Source organism: Vibrio sp. CCB-PB317 (genome assembly GCF_022808245.1).
Taxonomy (GTDB): Bacteria; Pseudomonadota; Gammaproteobacteria; order Enterobacterales; family Vibrionaceae; genus Vibrio; species Vibrio diabolicus.
Genome location: NZ_JALGNU010000001.1, coordinates 1,190,587 through 1,211,178, shown reverse-complemented (window position 1 = coordinate 1,211,178; position 20,592 = coordinate 1,190,587). Strand labels below are relative to the sequence as shown.

The 20,592-nt window shown below is 43.9% G+C and carries 16 protein-coding genes; 9 read left to right on the top strand and 7 right to left on the bottom strand.

Going from position 1 to position 20,592, the window contains the following annotated elements:
• Nucleotides 1-17: 17 nt before the first annotated feature.
• The 3 genes from MTR11_RS05675 to MTR11_RS05665 form a co-directional block, all read right to left on the bottom strand.
• Entirely contained in the window at nt 18-788 is a 771-nt protein-coding gene (locus tag MTR11_RS05675) for an ABC transporter substrate-binding protein (RefSeq protein ID WP_012841998.1), read from the bottom strand.
• 82 nt (nt 789-870) lie between these two features.
• Nucleotides 871-1,641 carry an ABC transporter ATP-binding protein gene (locus MTR11_RS05670; RefSeq protein ID WP_005378438.1) on the bottom strand — a complete coding sequence of 257 codons (771 nt, stop codon included), beginning with the start codon at nt 1,639-1,641 and terminating at the stop codon, nt 871-873.
• Nucleotides 1,642-1,905: 264 nt separating this feature from the next.
• Nucleotides 1,906-3,381 carry a hypothetical protein gene (locus MTR11_RS05665; RefSeq protein ID WP_053807156.1) on the bottom strand — a complete coding sequence of 492 codons (1,476 nt, stop codon included), beginning with the start codon at nt 3,379-3,381 and terminating at the stop codon, nt 1,906-1,908.
• A 456-nt stretch (nt 3,382-3,837) separates the two neighbouring features.
• Between MTR11_RS05665 and MTR11_RS05660 the strand changes: the two genes are divergently transcribed.
• From MTR11_RS05660 to MTR11_RS05620, 9 genes are all read left to right on the top strand, one after another.
• Nucleotides 3,838-5,385 carry a DUF3360 family protein gene (locus MTR11_RS05660; RefSeq protein ID WP_005390668.1) on the top strand — a complete coding sequence of 516 codons (1,548 nt, stop codon included), beginning with the start codon at nt 3,838-3,840 and terminating at the stop codon, nt 5,383-5,385.
• A 305-nt stretch (nt 5,386-5,690) separates the two neighbouring features.
• Nucleotides 5,691-7,967: a formate C-acetyltransferase gene (gene pflB / locus MTR11_RS05655; protein WP_005390666.1), complete on the top strand. Its 2,277-nt coding sequence runs from the start codon at nt 5,691-5,693 to the stop codon at nt 7,965-7,967.
• Nucleotides 7,968-8,119: 152 nt separating this feature from the next.
• Nucleotides 8,120-9,097 (top strand): lipid A deacylase LpxR family protein, encoded by a 978-nt coding sequence (locus tag MTR11_RS05650; protein ID WP_243327116.1) that lies wholly within the window; start codon nt 8,120-8,122, stop codon nt 9,095-9,097.
• Nucleotides 9,098-9,308: 211 nt separating this feature from the next.
• On the top strand, nt 9,309-10,049 hold the full coding sequence (pflA, locus tag MTR11_RS05645) for a pyruvate formate lyase 1-activating protein (RefSeq protein WP_005390663.1): 741 nt from the start codon (nt 9,309-9,311) through the stop codon (nt 10,047-10,049).
• A 154-nt stretch (nt 10,050-10,203) separates the two neighbouring features.
• The gene (locus tag MTR11_RS05640; protein WP_006742143.1) at nt 10,204-10,869 is read left to right on the top strand and encodes an energy-coupling factor ABC transporter permease; all 666 of its coding nucleotides are present in this window, start codon (nt 10,204-10,206) and stop codon (nt 10,867-10,869) included.
• A gap of 136 nt (nt 10,870-11,005) precedes the next feature.
• A complete protein-coding gene (locus MTR11_RS05635) occupies nt 11,006-11,506 on the top strand; it encodes a YfbU family protein (protein WP_005390659.1) in 501 nt (166 codons plus the stop codon).
• 486 nt (nt 11,507-11,992) lie between these two features.
• Entirely contained in the window at nt 11,993-13,927 is a 1,935-nt protein-coding gene (locus MTR11_RS05630; RefSeq protein WP_005390658.1) for a PrkA family serine protein kinase, read from the top strand.
• Nucleotides 13,928-13,974: 47 nt separating this feature from the next.
• Complete coding sequence (locus tag MTR11_RS05625; RefSeq protein WP_005390656.1) at nt 13,975-15,246, top strand: YeaH/YhbH family protein; 1,272 nt, start codon at nt 13,975-13,977, stop codon at nt 15,244-15,246.
• A gap of 11 nt (nt 15,247-15,257) precedes the next feature.
• On the top strand, nt 15,258-16,817 hold the full coding sequence (locus MTR11_RS05620; RefSeq protein ID WP_006742146.1) for a SpoVR family protein: 1,560 nt from the start codon (nt 15,258-15,260) through the stop codon (nt 16,815-16,817).
• A 77-nt stretch (nt 16,818-16,894) separates the two neighbouring features.
• Here the strand turns inward: MTR11_RS05620 and kdsB are convergent, their stop codons facing one another.
• From kdsB to msbA, 4 genes are read right to left on the bottom strand one after another with little or no spacing between them, the layout of a single operon-like run.
• Nucleotides 16,895-17,650 carry a 3-deoxy-manno-octulosonate cytidylyltransferase gene (kdsB, locus tag MTR11_RS05615; protein WP_005390653.1) on the bottom strand — a complete coding sequence of 252 codons (756 nt, stop codon included), beginning with the start codon at nt 17,648-17,650 and terminating at the stop codon, nt 16,895-16,897.
• A complete protein-coding gene (locus MTR11_RS05610) occupies nt 17,650-17,829 on the bottom strand; it encodes a Trm112 family protein (protein WP_005390649.1) in 180 nt (59 codons plus the stop codon). Before MTR11_RS05610 ends, kdsB begins: the two co-directional genes overlap by 1 nt.
• The gene (gene lpxK / locus MTR11_RS05605; protein WP_006742147.1) at nt 17,810-18,817 is read right to left on the bottom strand and encodes a tetraacyldisaccharide 4'-kinase; all 1,008 of its coding nucleotides are present in this window, start codon (nt 18,815-18,817) and stop codon (nt 17,810-17,812) included. The genes MTR11_RS05610 and lpxK overlap by 20 nt, the downstream gene beginning before the upstream one ends.
• Nucleotides 18,818-18,822: 5 nt before the next feature.
• Complete coding sequence (gene msbA / locus MTR11_RS05600; protein ID WP_005390646.1) at nt 18,823-20,571, bottom strand: lipid A ABC transporter ATP-binding protein/permease MsbA; 1,749 nt, start codon at nt 20,569-20,571, stop codon at nt 18,823-18,825.
• Nucleotides 20,572-20,592 lie beyond the last annotated feature (21 nt).

The window sequence follows — 20,592 nt, the reverse complement described above, 5'->3', positions numbered from 1 at the left end:
GGTCGCTTAATTACGGTTTATTCACCGTACACATCGTAGTTAAAGTATTTACCAGCAATTTCTTGATAAACACCTTTCTCACGTAGTGAAATTATCGCCGCGTCCAATTTCTTCGTTAGATCTTTATCTTGTTTACGCACGGCAATACCAAAACCTTCACCGAACCACTTAGGATCGGTCAATGACGGACCAACAAACTCGTACGCGTCGCCGCCCGCTTTATTAAGCACACCTTCTTCTAGAGCAGAGGCGTCGCCCAATACAGCGGCAACACGACCATTGGCTAAATCTAGGTAAGCCTCATCAAAAGAACCGTAACGAACAATTTCTACTTTATCGCCATAGTTATCTGTCAGATATTTGTCGTGTGTTGTTGCACGTTGAACGGCGATTTTCTTGCCATCTAGGTTGTCAAAATCCAGATTCGCGCCCTTCTTGGCAATAAATTTGTTTGGAATCAGTGCGTATTTGCCAGTGAAATCGACTTTCTTCTTACGCTCTTCAGTAATAGACATCGCAGCAATGATTGCGTCGTACTTACGCGCTAATAGAGAAGGAATGATGCCATCCCAATCTTGCGCGACAATCTTACATTTCACCTGCATTTCTTCACAAAGCGCGTTGGCCATGTCTACGTCGAAGCCTTTCAGAGAACCATCCGTTTCTGTCCAGCTAAACGGAGGGTAAGCACCCTCAATGCCGAAGCGAACTGTTTTCCATTCTTTCGCTTGAGCGACACCAGATACTGCCGTTGCAGCGATCGTTGCTGCTAATAACCACTTTTTCATTTCCATACTCCTGTGATTGCTATTTTATTTCGTTTTGTTTGTTGTGCTGGCTTAGGAGGCAATAGTCTGCCGCCTAAAAATATTAGTAAATGGATGAGATAAACTGCTGTAATCGTTCTGAATCCGGGTTTGTAAATAGCTTAGCTGGATTTCCCTGTTCTTCCACTAAGCCTTGATGCAAGAACATCACATGGTTTGATACGTCTCGCGCAAACGCCATTTCGTGCGTGACCACCAGCATGGTTCGTCCTTCATCTGCCAAATCTCTCATTACCCCTAATACTTCCCCAACAAGTTCTGGGTCAAGCGCAGAGGTTGGCTCGTCAAACAACATCACTTCAGGGTCAACTGCTAGCGCACGGGCAATAGCGGCACGTTGCTGCTGACCGCCAGATAAGTGCCCAGGATAATAGTCTTTACGCTCATACAGGCCTACTTTCTTAAGCAAGACTTCTGCGTTTTCAATCGCTTGGGCTTTTGGTACGCCTAGAACATGAACAGGGGCTTCAATCACGTTTTCTAGTACTGTCAGGTGTGACCATAAGTTGAAACCTTGGAACACCATCGCTAGACGTGAGCGAATACGTTGCACTTGCTTTTCATTAGCAGGAACGGATTCCCCTGCTCGGTTGTTCTTCATTTGGATTAATTCACCATTCACCCAAATTTCGCCTGCGGTAGGCGTTTCTAGCAAGTTGATACATCTAAGGAAGGTACTCTTACCAGAACCGGAAGAGCCAATGATGGAGATGACATCTCCTTTGTGCGCGGCAAGAGAAATTCCCTTGAGAACTTCATTTTGTCCAAATGTTTTGTGCAGGTCTTTTATATCTAGCGCTGGTACATCATTCATGCGCTCTACTCCCTGTGTTTTTGTCACTGCAATTAAGGGACTCCGCCCTCTCTAATTCGGAACAAATTAGCACCACACCCTGAAACTTGCAACAAATTATTAACCTAAATAATTCGAATAGAAAGATACGATAACCAAATTAATATGCAATATATAGCAACTTATTCTTCAAAAGCTGAATATTAAATATAAAAAAGCCCCTTTAGAAGGGGCTTAATAAATTTACAAAAGTGTTAATTGAAACTTATTTAGGGTCGTAATGAATTAATTAAAACGACTGACTACCAATGAGTTTGAAGTACGTAATGTCACTTCATTTTCTAGGCCTTCTTTTTCAGAAGTAATGATGCCATCCAAGTCTTCATCTAGCTCAGGCTCTGACGCTTCACCATTAGAAAAGAAGCTCATGAAAACTTTAGAGTCGATATTGCTATCGTCACTCAATACCAAAGCAGTGCGATTAAAATCGTCCGAAGCTGAAACTTTCAAACCGTTAACGGCTGATGTTGGGAAATTGTAGTAATGGAGCTCAGGAACAACAACAGAGTCACTGTCGCTCTTTGTGAAAATACGATGTGTGACTTTATAGTCGCCTGAAGCCGCAAAGTAAGCGACACGAGTAAAGCCTTCTGTAGACGATGTTAAACCCATGTCCAGATCAATCACCGAGTCTGCACTTCCTTGTGTTGATACACTTGGTTTTGTGTTTGGCAGGTTATCAATATTTAAGTAAGAGCTTGGATCAACGTCAATATCCCATCCATCAGAGACCGTTTCGTTAAGTAGAGAGTCCCAACCATTAACTTGATTCTCTGAGAACGCCATGTAGACCCAAGTTTCTTTATTCGTTGCACTAGGGCGATTATATTCAACGGCCGTTTTATCTAGCTTCAGCGCATCATACGCAAAGCCGTTAGTAATAAAACCAATGTGGAGAGTGTCGTAAGTATAATCAGAAGACGAATAAATGTTTGACGTATTATCCGCTCTGACTAAGGCGATCTCACCAGTCCCCCACGAACCAATACCATACTGGTAAAGCGCTTTGTCGCTTGAACCAGATTCATACTGGAACAACGCCGTAGGCTCACCTTTAAGTCCCATAAGCTCATCGGTAGGCAACATATCAGGGTTAGGTGACGTGAAAATATCGGTTTGCGAGACAAAGTTGTAGTCTCCACCACCTGATTCAGCATTTCGGTAATCTAGGTTAGTAAACTTATTGCTTGCTAAGTTACCGCCAGTAAAGCACTTGTTCAAAGAGTCTCGGTTAAGGGCAAACGTGGCATTACGTAGTTTCTTATCTTGTAAGAATTCTTTTGAAAACGTATTTACGCGAGCTTCTCTACCGTTAAATTCTATTGCTTGAAACGTTACAAAGCCGCCGTCAGGAATATCTTCAAGATAAAACTTAAAGTTATCAGTGGTTGGTTTGATGATGTCTCCGGCTCTTTTGCCATCTGCATCAGAGTAGTAACCGATAACATAGTTAGTCACTTGCTCTTTTGACGCTGCGCTATAGGTTAAAACCGTTTTATCACCGTTTAGCTCAGTTTTGTGGTCATACACCGTACAACCTTTCGCAGTAGCTTCACTTTCAGTCATTGTTGCTGGTATAGCAAAATCAAAAGTAAACGCTGTTTTCGGCGCAGCACCACCGCCGCCACCGCCACCGCCGCCACAACCGACCATTAACCCTGAGATGATTGCCACTAGTGGCAGTACTTTAAGCTGTTTCATGTCTTTTTCCTAAACTGAGCGGCAATGATTAGCCAAAAAAATCGTCTTTGCCCTGTAGAAAGCAAGAATAAAGCCAGCTTTATATAATCATCATGAATATTGATATTTACCCCGCATCCCCGAACGATAAGAGCAACAAATTCTAATTTTATGCAACTTGTGTAATGAAATTACACAAGATTTCACCATCTCATTCGCATGCCAGAAACTTTCTGTAGTTTTATTTCACAACCATTCTTAAAGTGATCTAAATCAATCACCCTAAATGGCTATCTTGCTAGACTCCTGCCAAAAGATGAGGATTTTTTTGTGCCTCAACACAATAAGTTATTAGCTATGCTTAGGCACAATGTCGACGTGTAACAAATCTAATAATAGCTAGCATAAGCGTGCCGCAGGATGCGGATTAACACAATTGAATGAAGAATTCATAACTTTTAAATATATGAGGAATCTATGTCAGACGCAGTTAACAAAACGCACTCTGATTCAGATATCGAGACCAAGAGCTACCGTGAGCTTCATCGTCCAGCATCTGAGTTCGCAAGCCGTTCAGACTACCTAGACCACGAACTACAAATTATGAAGCCGCGTCGTTTCGGCTTAAACTTGCCAGGTCGTGACTTCCGTTTTGAACTTGAAGATCTTGTTCCAGCACTTGCCGGTACGATTGGTATTATCGCGATGTACTCTGCGGTAATGATGTCTTGGGCTGAAGGCCTAACTGCCGCATGGGACCATGTTAACCTGGGCAAAGATTTCGCCATCGAAGTTGCCCGTGTAGAGATGCTCATCCCTGCACTTCTTTTCTGTGTACTTGCTTCTGGCTTTATTAACCCTAAAGCCAACCTAGCAGGTAACCACGGCCCAATGATCCCTCTTATTGGTACCATCGCGCTTGCTGGTGCTCACCCTCTTGCATTGGCAATTCTTATTGGTGTGTTTGGTTTAATTCTGAGCCTGTTAAAAGGTGGTTCAAAACTGGTTAACCTCACCTCTGAAGGTACGGCTGGTGGCCTTCTCATCTTCTTGGGTTTAACCGGAACGATGAGCCAAATTAATTCCATTCAAGCTTGGGCTGTTGGTTTGCAATCCGACACAGTTGCCGCAGGTAGCATGGGTTACATCGGTCTCATCGTTCTTGCGGTTACTATTGGCCTATACGCGTTCCTTGCTAAAGTGAACAAACGCTGGCTAGCAATCCCTGTTTGTGCCTTCACTGGCCTTGCAATCGCACTTGTTCTTGGCGCAGGCTTCGATATTAAATTCGTAACCGAGACGGGTCTTCCAAACCTAAACCCAATCTACTGGTGGGGTTCAACAGAAGAAGGTTGGATGCTTGGTCTTCCTAATATGGAACACTTCATTGCTTCTCTACCATTCGCAATTCTTGCTGTAGCAATGTGGTCTCCTGACTTCTTGGGTCACCGCATCTTCCAAGAAATGAACTACCCACGTAAGAGTGAAAAAGTACTGATGGACGTTGATGACACAATGACAATGTGTTCTGTGCGCCAAATGGTCGGTACCGCTGTCGGTGGTGGTAACATCACATCATCTTGGGGGACTTACATGATCCCTGCAGCAATCGCGAAGCGCCCTATTCCTGGCGGTGCAATCTTACTAGGTTCTCTATGTATTATTGTTGCAATCCTTGGTTTCCCTATGGATGTTGCTGTATGGCCACCAGTTATGCGCGTTGCTCTTCTCGTTGGTGTCTCTCTACCACTACTTGAAGCAGGCATGCAGATGGTGAAAGACTCAAAAGATTCACAAGCAGCAGGCATCTGTATCTTTGGTTCAGCAGTCGTTAACCCTGTTCTAGCTTGGGCACTAACTATGCTTTTAGATAACAACGGCTTAATTGGTGATAAAGAGCGCGCGTCTCGCTTGTCGTTTGTAGACAAGATTGTGATCCCAGTAAGCGTACTTATTATCTGTTTAGTTGCTATGCTTGCAGTTGGTATGCTTGAAGGCCAATATGGCATCCAAGCTTGGCTGTAAAGCTGACAGTTCAGAAAATGTGTGGGTAGCGCTAGTCGCTACCCCATTTTTATCGAGATTTTTGAGGATTTATTGATTTAGTTTAAGGTTTGCAAAAAAATTTTAGTTTAACCTCTAACTGTTGCTTAAAAAGAGAAACGTTAAAACTAGTGACAATATTTATAGTTTTGTAACTCGAACATTTAAATTTAAGACTATAAATATTGTTATTCATAAGAGTGTACTGTTCCCCTCTTTAACTTGGGGATAGCTGGCTCAACGGCGAAGCAGTACGTATTTTTTTCTACTAAAAAGGTAGGTATGTCATGGCAGAGCAATTTGCTAAAGCTTGGGAAGGTTTTGCTGCAGGCGACTGGCAAAACGAAGTAAACGTTCGTGATTTCATTCAGAAGAACTACACTCCGTACGAAGGCGACGAATCTTTCCTAGTTTCTGAAGGTACTGAAGCGACTAACAAGCTTTGGGCTAAGGTAATGGAAGGCATCAAACAAGAGAACGCGACTCACGCTCCTGTTGATTTTGATACTTCAGTTATCTCTACCATCACTGCTCACGATGCAGGCTACATCGAAAAAGACCTAGAAACTATCGTAGGTCTTCAAACTGACGCTCCTCTAAAACGTGCGATCATCCCTAACGGTGGTATCCGTATGGTTGAAGGTTCATGCAAAGCCTACAACCGCGAGCTTGACCCACAAGTTAAGAAAATCTACACAGAATACCGTAAAACTCACAACCAAGGCGTTTTCGACATCTACACTCCACAAATCATGGCGTGTCGTAAGTCTGGCGTATTGACTGGTCTTCCTGATGCATACGGTCGTGGTCGTATCATCGGTGACTACCGTCGTGTTGCTCTATACGGTATTGATTTCCTAATGAAGGATAAATTCGCACAGTTCTCTTCTCTACAAGAGCGTTTCGAGAACGGCGAAGACCTACAAATGACAATGCAGCTTCGTGAAGAGATCGCAGAGCAACACCGTGCTCTAGGTCAAATCAAAGAAATGGCTGCAAAATACGGTTGTGACATTTCTCGTCCTGCTGAAACTGCACAAGAAGCTATCCAGTGGACTTACTTCGGTTACCTAGCTGCTGTTAAATCTCAAAACGGCGCGGCAATGTCTCTAGGCCGTACTTCTACGTTCCTAGACATCTTCATCGAGCGCGATATCGCTGCTGGCCGCATCACAGAAGAACAAGCTCAGGAAATGATCGACCACTTCGTAATGAAACTACGTATGGTTCGTTTCCTACGTACTCCTGAGTACGATGATCTATTCTCTGGCGACCCTATCTGGGCAACTGAGTCTATGGGTGGTATGGGTCTTGACGGTCGTACGCTAGTTACTCGTACAAACTTCCGTTTCCTAAACTCACTATACACAATGGGTCCTTCTCCAGAGCCAAACATCACTGTTCTTTGGTCTGAGCAACTACCTGAAGGCTTCAAGAAGTTCTGTGCGAAAGTGTCTATCGATACTTCTTCAATCCAGTACGAAAACGACGACCTAATGCGTCCAGACATGAACTCTGACGACTACGCAATCGCATGTTGTGTATCTCCAATGGTTGTTGGTAAGCAAATGCAGTTCTTCGGTGCTCGTGCTAACCTTGCGAAAACTATGCTTTACACCATCAACGGTGGTGTGGATGAGAAGCTAAAAATCCAAGTTGGTCCACAAATGCCGAAGATCGAAGGCGATGTACTGAACTACGATGAGTTGTGGGAGAAAATGGACCACTTCATGGATTGGCTAGCGAAGCAGTACGTGACTGCACTAAACGCTATCCACTTCATGCACGACAAGTACAGCTACGAAGCGGCACTAATGGCTCTACATGACCGTGACGTTAAACGTACTATGGCTTGTGGTATTGCTGGTCTATCTGTTGCGGCTGACTCTCTGTCTGCAATCAAATACGCAAAAGTTAAGCCAATCCGTGACGAAGACGGTCTAGCAATCGACTTCGAAATCGAAGGTGATTACCCTAAATTTGGTAACAACGACCCACGCGTTGATGATATCGCATGTGAACTTGTTTCTGTATTTATGGGCAAAATCCGTAAGCTTAAGACTTACCGTGATGCAATCCCTACTCAGTCAATTCTTACTATCACTTCAAACGTGGTTTACGGTAAGAAAACTGGTAACACACCTGACGGTCGTCGTGCTGGTGCTCCATTTGCTCCAGGTGCTAACCCAATGCACGGTCGCGATGAGAAAGGTGCCGTAGCATCACTAACTTCCGTTGCAAAACTGCCGTTTGCTGACGCACAAGATGGTATCTCTTACACATTCTCTATCGTACCTAATGCACTAGGTAAAGATGAGGGTTCACAACGCGCTAACCTTGCTGGTCTGATGGATGGTTACTTCCACCACGAAGCGGGTATCGAAGGTGGTCAACACCTAAACGTGAACGTTCTTAACCGCGAAACTCTAGAAGACGCCGTTAAGCACCCAGAGAAATACCCTCAGCTAACAATCCGTGTATCTGGTTACGCTGTTCGCTTTAACTCTCTAACTGCAGAGCAACAAGCTGACGTAATCGCACGTACATTCACAGAGTCTCTATAAGACTTTAATGAAATAACGTTTTAGTGATACAACAAAGGCTGATGCTTCTAAGCATCAGCCTTTTTTTATTTCTTGAATGAAAGTTGTGATATTACGAAAGATTTTGCCCACATTCTTACGTATGATGCGAAAAAAGTTAGTAAATAAAGTATATGAAACTCAGTAAATTAATTGTTCTTACTCTTCTTTCTCCAGTTGCGATGGCATCCACTAAGTCTACGGTCTCTTTTACACTCGACAATGATGGTATTTTCGGCGTCGACCAAGACTACACAAATGGTATTTTTCTTTCCTACGCAACAGGCCAACTGAAACAAGAAAGCCAATGGAAATGGCTGAGTCTGGCTGACTCAGAACACGCCAATATCGATAAAATAGAGTTGGTTCTTGGCCACAAAATGTGGACTCCGAGCGACATTGAAGCGGATTATCCACTGGTCAATGATCGCCCATATGCGGGTTATCTACATACTGAGATCAACTATCTTTCTTTGACTGATGATAAGGCCGTCCGCTACAACTTCACCATCGGTGCAACAGGTGAAAGTTCGCTTTCAGAAAAAGCGCAAGAAATCGTTCACGGCATAACAGGCTCGACTGACCCACAAGGTTGGGATTACCAGATCGACGATAAAGTGGCGTTTAGCCTTGGCTACCGCGTATTTAATAAATTGATGCGCAGCGAAGAACAAAAAACGCAATGGGAAATCACCAACATTAACGACATCAATGCGGGTAACTTCCGTAGTGATGTCTCTCAAGGCGTCATGTTTCGTTGGGGTACAAACCTAGCAAGCAGCATCGGAGCCGCCAATATTAGTGTTGAGAGCCCGTTCTCAGCGAGTATGCTCGCACAGGATACTTCAAGCTGGTTCTTATTTACGGGGTTTGAAGGTCGTTACCGTTTCAATGACATGACCATCGAAGGCGATCGCCCTGGTATTCCTAAGCCATCCGCGCCATACGACGTCACACTGCAAAATTGGCAAGCAAGCGCCGTAGCGGGTGCAACTTGGTATAACCAAAATTACGGTGCAAGCCTAACCTTTACGATAAAAACGCCAGATTATGAAGAATCCCAAACTGATGTTTATGGGACAGGTTCCTTCTCTGTGTTCGCCTTTTTCTAAAAGCTGACTTATCCCTGTATCCACACCAATCTAAATACAAGGCAAGTTCTCTCGTTTGGTATTAACCAACCCTGTGATCAAGCATTTATTTAGATTGGTCTATCTATTTTCTTTCTTCACATAACCTTGCCTTTAGTACCGACAAAGCTGTTTTAACCCTGCTTTTTGTAATAAAATAACAGCTAGAATTTACTAGTAATGAGAGCAAAAGATGTCAACAACTGGTCGTATTCACTCATTTGAGTCATGTGGTACCGTAGACGGACCTGGTATTCGTTTTATCGTCTTCTTGCAAGGTTGTTTGATGCGCTGTAAGTATTGCCACAATCGCGATACATGGGATACGCATGATGGCAAAGAAGTTACGGTTGAAGAGATCATTTCCGAAGCGAAAAGTTACCGCCACTTCATGAATGCATCAGGTGGTGGCGTTACTTGTTCTGGCGGCGAAGCGATGCTTCAACCTGAATTTGTACGGGACTTTTTCCGCGCAGCTAAAGCAGAAGGTATTCATACGTGTCTAGATACGAACGGTTATGTTCGTAAACACACTGATGTTATTGATGAAGTACTGGATGCAACAGACTTAGTAATGCTTGATATCAAGCACATGAAAGATGAAGTGCACCAAGATCTCATCGGCGTATCGAACCGACGTACATTGGACTTTGCTCGTTACTTGCAAAAAATCGGAAAGAAAACTTGGATTCGCTATGTAGTCGTGCCTGGTTACACGGATGACCCTGAAGCAGCACACATGCTTGGTGAGTTTATTAAAGATATGGATAACATCGAAAAGGTCGAGTTACTTCCTTATCACAAATTGGGTGCCCATAAATGGGAAGCATTGGGCTTAGAATACCCACTCGAAGGGGTAAACCCTCCACCGAAAGAAACCATGGACGAGATTCAATCCATTCTTGCGCAGTACAACGATAACGTAAAATACTAAGTGAACAGCAAGACTAACCTCTTTAAAATACCAGCATATTGCTGGTATTTTTTTAACTATACCTAAGTACCTTCAATGAATCTCTATGAGGTGATTTAGGTATAAAAAGAACAATAGAAATGATTGCGTCATGATCGCATAGGAAGGTAGTAACATGGATTGGTTTAACTTGGGCTCGCTGGTTGTCATACTTTGGATAGTACTCGCCTACTGTCTACCAGATTGGAAAAAAGTAGTTTGGCCCAAGCTTGAAAAGGAAAAAGCATTTCAGCACCTCGTTTTCGCAACACTCTTTTTTTTCAGTATCTTATGGGCAACTCAAGCTGGCGTAAAAGAAGGACTACAGATTCATTTTCTCGCGCTAACAACGCTGACGATGATGTATGGTTGGCGTATGGCCTTTCTAATCAGTATCCCTGCAATGCTGGTCAATCACCTGCTACATGATGTGTCGTTGTTACAGTTACCCACGTCTTTAGTATTGTCTGCCCTGCTTCCTATCTTCATTAGTTACCTCGTCTTTCTTTTGAGTTATCACTACTTGCCAAGAAACATTTTTGTATTCATCTTCGTTGCAGGTTTTTTCAACGGCGCGATAACAGGAAGCCTGCATCTGCTGATTAACTCCTTTTACCATTTATCGGTTGGTCATTACGATTGGGAAACCATTCAACATAACTACTTTATTTTTGTACCGTTGCTTGCCTTCCCTGAGGGCCTATTAAATGGTATGTCACTGGCGGTTTTAACCGTATTCAAGCCAGAGTGGCTAAGAGTATTTTCAGACCGAGACTACATATACAATCATTACCATAAATAAGTGTTTTTAAACTGGTCAAAAGTGACAGTTCTTGCCATTTTTTAGTATTAAATATGTGTTGAGATCATGTTTCACTCATGTCTTAAGCGTTAACCTAAGCACATTAAAAATGTATTAGATATCTAGTGAGGTCATCATGGAAATGTCAAACGCTCAACGTTTGATTCTATCAAACCAATACAACCTTATGTCTCAACTTGATCCAAGTAATGCGGCCAAATACAAACGCTTACAAACGATCGTTGAACGTGGCTATGAGCTACAAATGCGTGAGTTGAATAAAGATTTCGGCTGTCTCTCAGAAGCGGAGTGTCGTGAGATCATCGACGTTATGGAGATGTATCACGCGATGCAAGAATCTTACAACATGCTCGATACCGAAGATCGTAACAAAGTGGATCAGCGCCGCTTGCAGTTCCTTGGGTTTGATATTGCTTCAGAGGCCCAACAAGTCCATTACGTACGCTTCCTTATTGATTCTGAAGGTCTGTACCCTCAATTTGATAAAGCAGACCATCACTTTAACAGCCAAATGCCAATGCTGGATAAATACCGTCGTATGCTACAAACTTGGCGCAACTGCCCTCGTCAGTACCATTTATGCGAAAACGAGCTTGCACAAATCTTCAGCGCATAAACTATTCGTCTACGAAAAGGAAAGCACTCGCTTTCCTTTTTTATTTGCCCTGTCACAACCTTACCGCTGCTTTTCTGTCTTCTTACGCTTACCTTATGCGATGTAGAGCAATGAATCACTGAGACTCTTCTGTCTTTGCCAAATATTTGATTTCTATTGCACCTATTCACGACATAAATTCATCTTCAGTGAAAGAGTGATTCAAATGTCACTTTTGCAATAAATTCATAATTGTTAAGCAAAATTGCAAATCCCCGACTAGGCTTAAGTAGAGAAAGGCTGTGATTGAAAGATTCATACCCACCGCTCACCGTTGTAATGAAAAAACTGTCCATAAAGCAAAGTCTTTGGTGTCGCCAATCTTACATTCTGTACGAACCAAATGTGATAACAGGACGTATATTCAAACAACAAGGAGCATAACAATAGGTGGGAAAGCCTGAATCAACGTTCGTCGGTAGACTGACTATTAAAGGGGAAAGCGACATGAGTATTTTCGACCACTATCAATCAAGATATGAAGCTGCAAAAGATGAAGAGATGTCGTTACAGGAGTTTCTAGCCCTGTGTAAGGATGACAAAAGCGCTTATGCTAATGCAGCAGAACGCCTACTGATGGCGATCGGTGAACCAGAGATAATCGATACGGCAAAAGACCCGAGATTGAGCCGCATCTTCTCGAATCGTGTTATCTCTCGTTATGAAACCTTTAAAGATTTTTATGGTATGGAAGATGCCATAGAGCAAATTGTGTCTTACCTAAAACACGCGGCGCAAGGTTTAGAGGAACGTAAGCAGATCCTTTACCTACTCGGTCCTGTCGGCGGCGGTAAGTCCTCACTTGCTGAAAAACTTAAGGCTCTGATGGAACAGATGCCTATCTATGTTCTTACTGCTAATGGCGAACGTAGCCCAGTGAATGACCATCCATTCTGTCTATTCAAAGCCACGGAAGACGGCGATATTTTGAAAAAAGAATATGGCATCGAGCAACGTTATCTTCGCTCGATTATGTCGCCATGGGCCGCTAAACGCCTTCATGAATTTGGCGGTGATATCACTAAATTTAAAGTAGTGAAAGTTCGCCCTTCAATTCTCGATCAGATCGGTATTGCTAAAACAGAACCTGGGGATGAAAACAACCAAGATATCTCATCACTGGTTGGTAAAGTCGATATCCGTAAACTCGAACATTATTCGCAAGATGACCCAGATGCCTACAGCTACTCCGGTGCTCTGTGTAAAGCAAACCAAGGTTTAATGGAATTCGTCGAGATGTTCAAAGCGCCGATCAAAGTACTTCACCCACTATTGACGGCAACGCAAGAAGGTAACTTCAACGGTACTGAAGGTCTATCTGCGATTCCATTCGACGGTATGATTCTGGCTCACTCGAACGAATCTGAGTGGCAGACCTTCCGTAACAACAAAAATAACGAAGCCTTCCTCGACCGTGTGTACATTGTAAAAGTACCTTACTGTCTCCGCGTATCCGAAGAAGTGAAAATTTACCAAAAACTGCTCGAAAACAGTGAGCTGTCTCAGGCTCCTTGTTCTCCAAGCACGCTCGAAACTTTAGCGCAATTCAGTATTCTTTCACGCCTGAAAGAGCCTGAAAACTCATCCATTTTCTCAAAAATGCGCGTCTACGATGGTGAAACACTCAAAGACACCGATCCAAAGGCAAAAAGCTATCAAGAGTATCGTGATTATGCGGGTGTCGATGAAGGCATGAATGGTCTCTCTACACGTTTCGCCTTTAAGATTTTGTCGCGCGTATTTAACTTCGACCAAACCGAGGTGGCAGCCAACCCTGTACACCTGTTCTATGTGATTGAACAACAGGTTGAACGTGAACAGTTCCCTGCTGAAACGGCAGAGAAATATCTCGAGTTCTTGAAAGGCTACCTAGTGCCTCGCTACGTTGAATTTATTGGTAAAGAGATTCAGACCGCTTATCTCGAGTCTTACTCTGAATACGGTCAGAACATCTTCGACCGCTATGTCACCTACGCAGACTTCTGGATTCAAGACCAAGAGTACCGAGATCCAGAAACTGGTCAGCTATTTGATCGATCTTCACTGAACGCTGAACTAGAGAAGATCGAGAAAACCGCTGGTATTTCTAACCCGAAAGATTTCCGAAACGAAATCGTTAACTTTGTGCTTCGTGCGAAAGCGAATAACAATGGTCAAAACCCGGTTTGGACCAGCTACGAAAAACTGCGCACAGTAATCGAGAAGAAAATGTTCTCCAATACCGAAGAGCTACTTCCGGTTATCTCATTTAATGCGAAAACCTCTTCTGAAGATCAGAAGAAGCATGACGACTTTGTCGCTCGCATGATGGAAAAAGGCTATACCGAGAAACAGGTTCGCCTACTTTCTGAGTGGTACCTACGAGTACGTAAGTCATCCTAACCCAGTATTGAGTTAGGTCGCTTGTGAAACATGAAGAGGGCTATTTCATGGCGCAATTTATAGACCGAAGGCTCAATGGCAAGAACAAGAGCGCTGTTAATCGACAGCGCTTCTTGAAGCGCCACAAAGAGCAAATAAAAGAGTCGGTAGCAGACGCAGTGAATCGACGCTCGATTACGAATACGGAAACGGGCGAAGACGTCTCTATCCCTCACAAAGACATCAATGAGCCGATCTTTCATCAAGGCAAAGGTGGTGTTCGCGAACGAGTTCATCCCGGCAATGACCAGTTCATTACTGGTGATAAAATTGAGCGTCCTAAAGGTGGCGGTCAAGGTAGTGGCTCGGGAGAGGGCAATGCCAGTCCAGATGGAGAAGGCCAAGACGAATTTGTATTCCAAATATCAAAAGATGAGTACCTCGATATTTTGTTCGAAGATCTCGAGCTGCCTAATCTAGAAAAAAACCAAATTGCCAAAATTACTGAATGGAAAACGCACCGCGCAGGCTTTCAAACTGCTGGTATCCCTTCAAACATTGCGGTAGTACGTTCGCTGCAACAATCTCTTGCACGACGTACGGCAATGACCGCGGGTAAGAAACGTCTTCTCAAAGAGCTAGAAGATGAACTTGCTCGCATCAAAAACATTGAACCCGCTCAGCAGTTTGAAGAGAACCGCTTGAAGGCTGAAATTGAAGAGCTGCGTAAGAAAATTGAGGGGGTTCCATTTATTGACACCTTCGACTTACGCTTTAAAAACTATGAAAAACGCCCTGTACCATCTAGTCAAGCTGTGATGTTTTGTTTGATGGACGTATCGGGCTCGATGGATCAAGCAACGAAAGACATCGCAAAACGTTTTTACGTTCTGTTATACCTGTTCTTAACTCGTACTTACGAGAATGTAGACGTTGTCTTTATTCGCCACCACACCCAAGCGAAAGAAGTGGACGAGCACGAGTTCTTCTACTCGCAAGAAACCGGGGGCACCATTGTATCCAGCGCATTGAAACTGATGGACGAAATCGTAAAAGAGCGCTATCCAATTGGACAATGGAACATTTATGCTGCGCAAGCATCCGATGGTGATAACTGGGCAGATGACTCGCCAAGATGCCGCGACCTATTAGTGAACAAACTACTGCCAAACTGTCAGTACTACTCCTACATAGAGATCACACGACGCTCGCACCAAACTCTATGGCATGAGTACGAAAAGCTCACCGATGAATTTCCGAACTTCGCAATGAAAAACATTCGCTCTGTGGAGGATATTTTCCCAGTCTTCCGTGAACTATTCCAAAAAGAAACGGCGTAAGGAGGCTAGCGATGAGTACCGCAACGAAAAACCTCTCAGGAGAGGCGCCTAAGAAGCGTAATAGTAAAATGCTGCCAGATGGACCGGATTGGACATTTGAGCTGTTGGAACGCTACCACAAAGAGATTAAGCGTGTCGCACAACACTATCGCCTAGACACTTACCCTAACCAGATAGAAGTGATTACTTCCGAGCAAATGATGGATGCCTACTCAAGTATTGGTATGCCCATCAATTACAACCACTGGTCGTTTGGTAAGAAGTTCATCCAAACGGAACAGAACTATAAGCATGGTCAAATGGGGTTAGCCTACGAGATTGTCATTAACTCCAATCCGTGTATCGCCTATTTGATGGAAGAAAACACCGTGACAATGCAAGCGCTGGTGATTGCTCACGCTTGTTACGGGCACAACTCTTTCTTCAAAGGTAATTATCTGTTCCAAACCTGGACGGACGCTAGCTCCATCATCGATTATTTGCTGTTTGCCAAAAAGTATTTAGCTGAATGTGAGGAGCGATATGGGGTACAGGAAGTGGAAAAACTGCTCGACTCCTGCCACGCCTTAATGAACTTTGGTGTAGATCGTTACAAGCGACCAGAGAAAATCTCCATTACCGAAGAGAAAGCGCGACAAGAAGAACGCGAGGCATACTTACAGTCTCAAGTGAATGAATTGTGGCGCACAGTACCAAGAGCCAAAACCAAAGAGGAAGATCTTAAAGAGCGATTCCCAAGCGAGCCTCAGGAAAACTTGCTCTACTTTTTCGAAAAGCATGCCCCGCTACTAGAGCCGTGGCAACGTGAAGTCGTGCGGATTGTACGCAAAATCAGTCAGTATTTTTATCCGCAAAAACAAACGCAGGTCATGAACGAAGGCTGGGCAACATTCTGGCATTACACCATTCTCAATCATCTTTACGATGAGGGTTTGGTATCCGAAAAGTTCATACTAGAGTTCTTACATAGCCATACCAGTGTGGTAGCTCAACCGCCTTATAATAGCCCTTACTTTAATGGTATTAATCCATACGCCTTGGGCTTTGCAATGTTCCGAGATATTAAACGTATCTGTGAAGAACCAACTGATGAGGACAAGGAGTGGTTTCCGGATTTGGCAGGAACCGATTGGTTAGATGCGGTACATTTCGCGATGCATAATTTCAAAGATGAAAGCTTCATTAGCCAATACCTTTCTCCGAAATTAATGCGTGATTTCAAGCTGTTTGCGATCAACGATGATGACCACAAAAACTTTATTGAAGTCGCCGCGATACACGATGAGATGGGTTATAAACGCATTAGAGAAACCTTAGCCGCTCAGTACAACTTATCTAATCTTGAGCCAAACATTCAGGTATTTAATGTCGATGTTCGTGGTGACCGCTCACTCACTTTGCAATACGTACCTCATAACCGAATCCCGCTTGATGACAGTTATGAAGAAGTTCTGAAACACGTGTACCGATTGTGGGGGTTTGATGTCATTCTGCAAGAAGTAAAAGACACAGGTCACCGAGAAGTCTTAGCGACCTGCCCTAAACGGAACCAATATGACACAAACATCTAACTAATACTTGGATATAAGCAACAAAAAGGCTCCTAATTCAGGAGCCTTTCTCGTTCTTAATTCAATGTGACCTTTAGTTATGCTTGCTTCGCCACAATAGCGCGCACCGCCTCTAGATCTTCTGGCGTATCAACGCCGGCTGCTGGCGCTTCTTTCGCTACCGCTACATGAATTTTTTCACCGTACCAAAGCACTCGTAGTTGCTCAAGGCACTCGATCTGCTCCAATGCGCTCGGAGCCCAGTTTACATACGTATTAATAAAACCAGCTCGATAAGCATAAATACCAATATGACGCATTAATGGGTTGGCAATGATTTTGTCTTGTTTGGCAAAGTTATCGCGATCCCAAGGGATAGTTGCTCGGCTAAAGTACATCGCATAGCCTTGCTCATTAGCCACAACTTTAACTGCATTCGGATTGAACACTTCTTCTTCCGAGTCTATTTCTACGGCTAATGTCGCCATCGGAGCATCACACCCCGATAAGTTATCAGCAACCTGACGAATGATAGACGGTGGAATCAAAGGCTCGTCCCCTTGCACATTAACAATAATGTGGTCTGCAGGAATAGCCATCTTTTCAACAACTTCAGCAAGGCGTTCAGTACCTGATTCGTGGTTAGGAGAGGTCATACAGACTTTACCACCAAACGACGAGACAGCATCAGCAACACGCTCGTCATCAGTTGCCACGATAACATCTTCCGCACCCGCTTGTAGCGCTTGCTCGTAAACCCACTGAACCATAGGCTTACCGCCAATATCCGCTAACGGTTTACCAGGCAAGCGGCTCGATGCGTAACGCGAAGGAATGACAACCGTAAAAGACATTAGCGTCCCTCATCCATACTCATAGTACGAGCCTCAGGCTCGAGCAGAACGGGAATACCCTCTTTGATCGGGTAAGCGAGGCGATCCAATTTGCAGATCAACTCTTGATTCTCTTTATCGTACGTCAGCTTACCTTTGCAAACAGGGCAAGCTACAATCTCAAGCAGACGGTGATCCATAAGCCGCTTTAACCTCTTTTATTCTATTTAAAATTTGCTCTGCATCGTTTGGTTCAAACTGGGCAGATACAGGCAGATACCACCAATTATCTTGCGCATAATGGCTGCACTTGACAGCATCTTTCTCGGTCATAATCACATTGGCCCCTTGTTGAGCCAATGCTTCTAATTCTTGTTGGTCAAAGTCTTGATGGTCAGCAAAACCTTTTGTGACTTTAACATCTGCGTTCATCGAGTTTAGTGTATGAAAAAATCGTGGTGGATGCCCAATCCCTGCAAATGCCACTAGCTCTTTTAACTCAGAAACTTCCACAAGTTGCTTAGTCTTGAGGTTAATGGCTTTAGATGGCGCTAAAGTCATTGCGATTTCGCCCGTATGTGCTTGACCGCCATTGGTGATGATAAAGTCGACTTCAGCAAGACGCTCGACCCCTTCACGAAGTGGGCCAAGCGGAATGAGGCTTTCATTCCCAAATCGGCGATTCCCATCCACAATCACTAACTCAATATCACGGCCTAACGCATAATGTTGTAACCCATCGTCCGTAATAATGATATCCACACCTGACTCAAGCAGTGCTTTCACTGCATTTGAACGCACCGGGTCTACCGCAACAGGCGCTCCTGTGCGGCGATGAATCAACTTAGGCTCATCACCACAATGTTTCGCAGGCGTATCTTCTTTTAGCACTAACGGATAGGCAGGAGCTTTTGCTCCATAGCCACGAGAAACGACCCCTGGCTTAAGCCCAAGCTGTTGCAGTTGCTCAACAAGCCAAACCACAACTGGTGTTTTGCCATTACCACCAGCCGTGATATTGCCGACAACAATAACAGGGATAGGCGCGTTGTAGGCTTGCTTACGGCCTGTTTGATATTGCTTTCGCTTAGACTTACTTATTGCTCCAAATAATACACTCAGTGGCCACAAAAGCGGCCACAATAGGTATTTTATTGGATGGTTTTCAAACCAGATTTTTTCAACCACCGCGTCTATTCACCAAACTGAATACGGTGCAATTGTGCATACGCACCATTTTTTGCAATCAGATCGGCGTGGTTGCCACGCTCAATGATGGCGCCATCATCAACCACAAGAATTTCATCGGCTTTCTCGATTGTGGATAAGCGGTGCGCAATCACGAGTACCGTTTTGTCTTTCTGCAGCTCATCTAATGCAGCTTGGATAGCGCGTTCAGATTCCGTATCCAAAGCAGAGGTCGCCTCATCAAGAATCAATACCGGTGCATCACGCAATAGAGCACGTGCAATAGCGACACGTTGACGTTGACCGCCAGATAGACTCGCGCCATTTTCACCAATCATGGTATCAAGCCCATCATCCATTTTGCTGATGAATTCCATAGCATGCGCGAGTTTTGCCGCTTTCTCGATATCACTGCGCTCGTATTTTCCATCCGTTGCGTAAGCAATATTGTTTGCAATCGTGTCATTAAATAAATGAACATTTTGTGATACTAGCGCAAACTGCTGACGCAAGTTCTTTAGCTCGTATTCACGAATATCATGTCCGTCTAATGTGATGGAGCCACTATCAACATCATAGAAACGATTGAACAAGTTCGCGATGGTACTTTTACCGGAACCGGAACGACCAACCAGCGCAACGGTCTTCCCTCTTGGAATATCGAAGCTGACATTTTCCAATGCTGGCTTTTCTGCGCCAGTATAAGTAAAGCTTACGTTTTTAACTGAAACATCGCCATTTGCGCGTTCAACTGTCAACTTACCTTCGTTTTTCTCAGGCTCAAGGTCAATCAACGCAAAGAGCGTTTGGCTCGCAGCCATACCACGTTGGAACTGAGAGGTAACGTTAGTAAGCGCTTTAAGCGGACGCATCAAACCAAACATCGCAGAGAAGACAACGGTAAATGTACCTGGAGTCAGTTGCTCTTTAATCGAGTCAATACTTGCTAAGTAAAGAACGGCAACAATAGCAAGTGACGCAATCATTTGGATGATAGGGTTAGCCGCCGCTTGAGCCGTCACTAACTTCATGCTTTGTTGACGCATTTGGTTGCTGACCTTCTCAAATCGTTTACGTTCGATATCTTGGCCGCCGTAGCTCAACACGACTTTATGGCCTTTCAGCATCTGCTCTGCTGACGCAGTCACGTTGCCCATCATTGTCTGCATATTTTTGGATATTTTTCTAAAACGTTTAGAAACGACACCAATACCCCACGCGACAACAGGAGCAACAGCAAACAGCACTAACGACAACTGCCAGCTGTTGTAAAACATCAGGACTAACAGGCCAATGATACTTGCACCTTCACGAACGATGCTCACTAACGCTTGGCTGGTTGCCGCAGATACTTGCTCTGAATCGTAGGTAATACGTGACAATAAATTGCCCGTCTTTTCCTTATCGAAGTAAGACACAGGCATATGCATAAAGTGATTGAATACCATACGGCGGACTTGCATAACCACATTGCCGGATACCCAGCTCAAACAGTATGTGGAGACAAATCCACTTATGCCACGGACAAACATCATGGCAAAAATAATCAATGGAAGCGTGCGTAGAAAATCAGATTCAGCGTTCCCAAAACCTTCATCTAGTAATGGTTTTAATAGGGAAATCATATAGGTATCTGATATAGCATTAATAACTAATGCAATGACTGCAACGACAAGACCTGACTTGTAAAGGCGAATAAATTGCCATAGACGCTTAAACGTCTGCCAAGTCGTTTCATCAGTATTTATCGACATAGAAGTGCTTTGTTTTCTTAC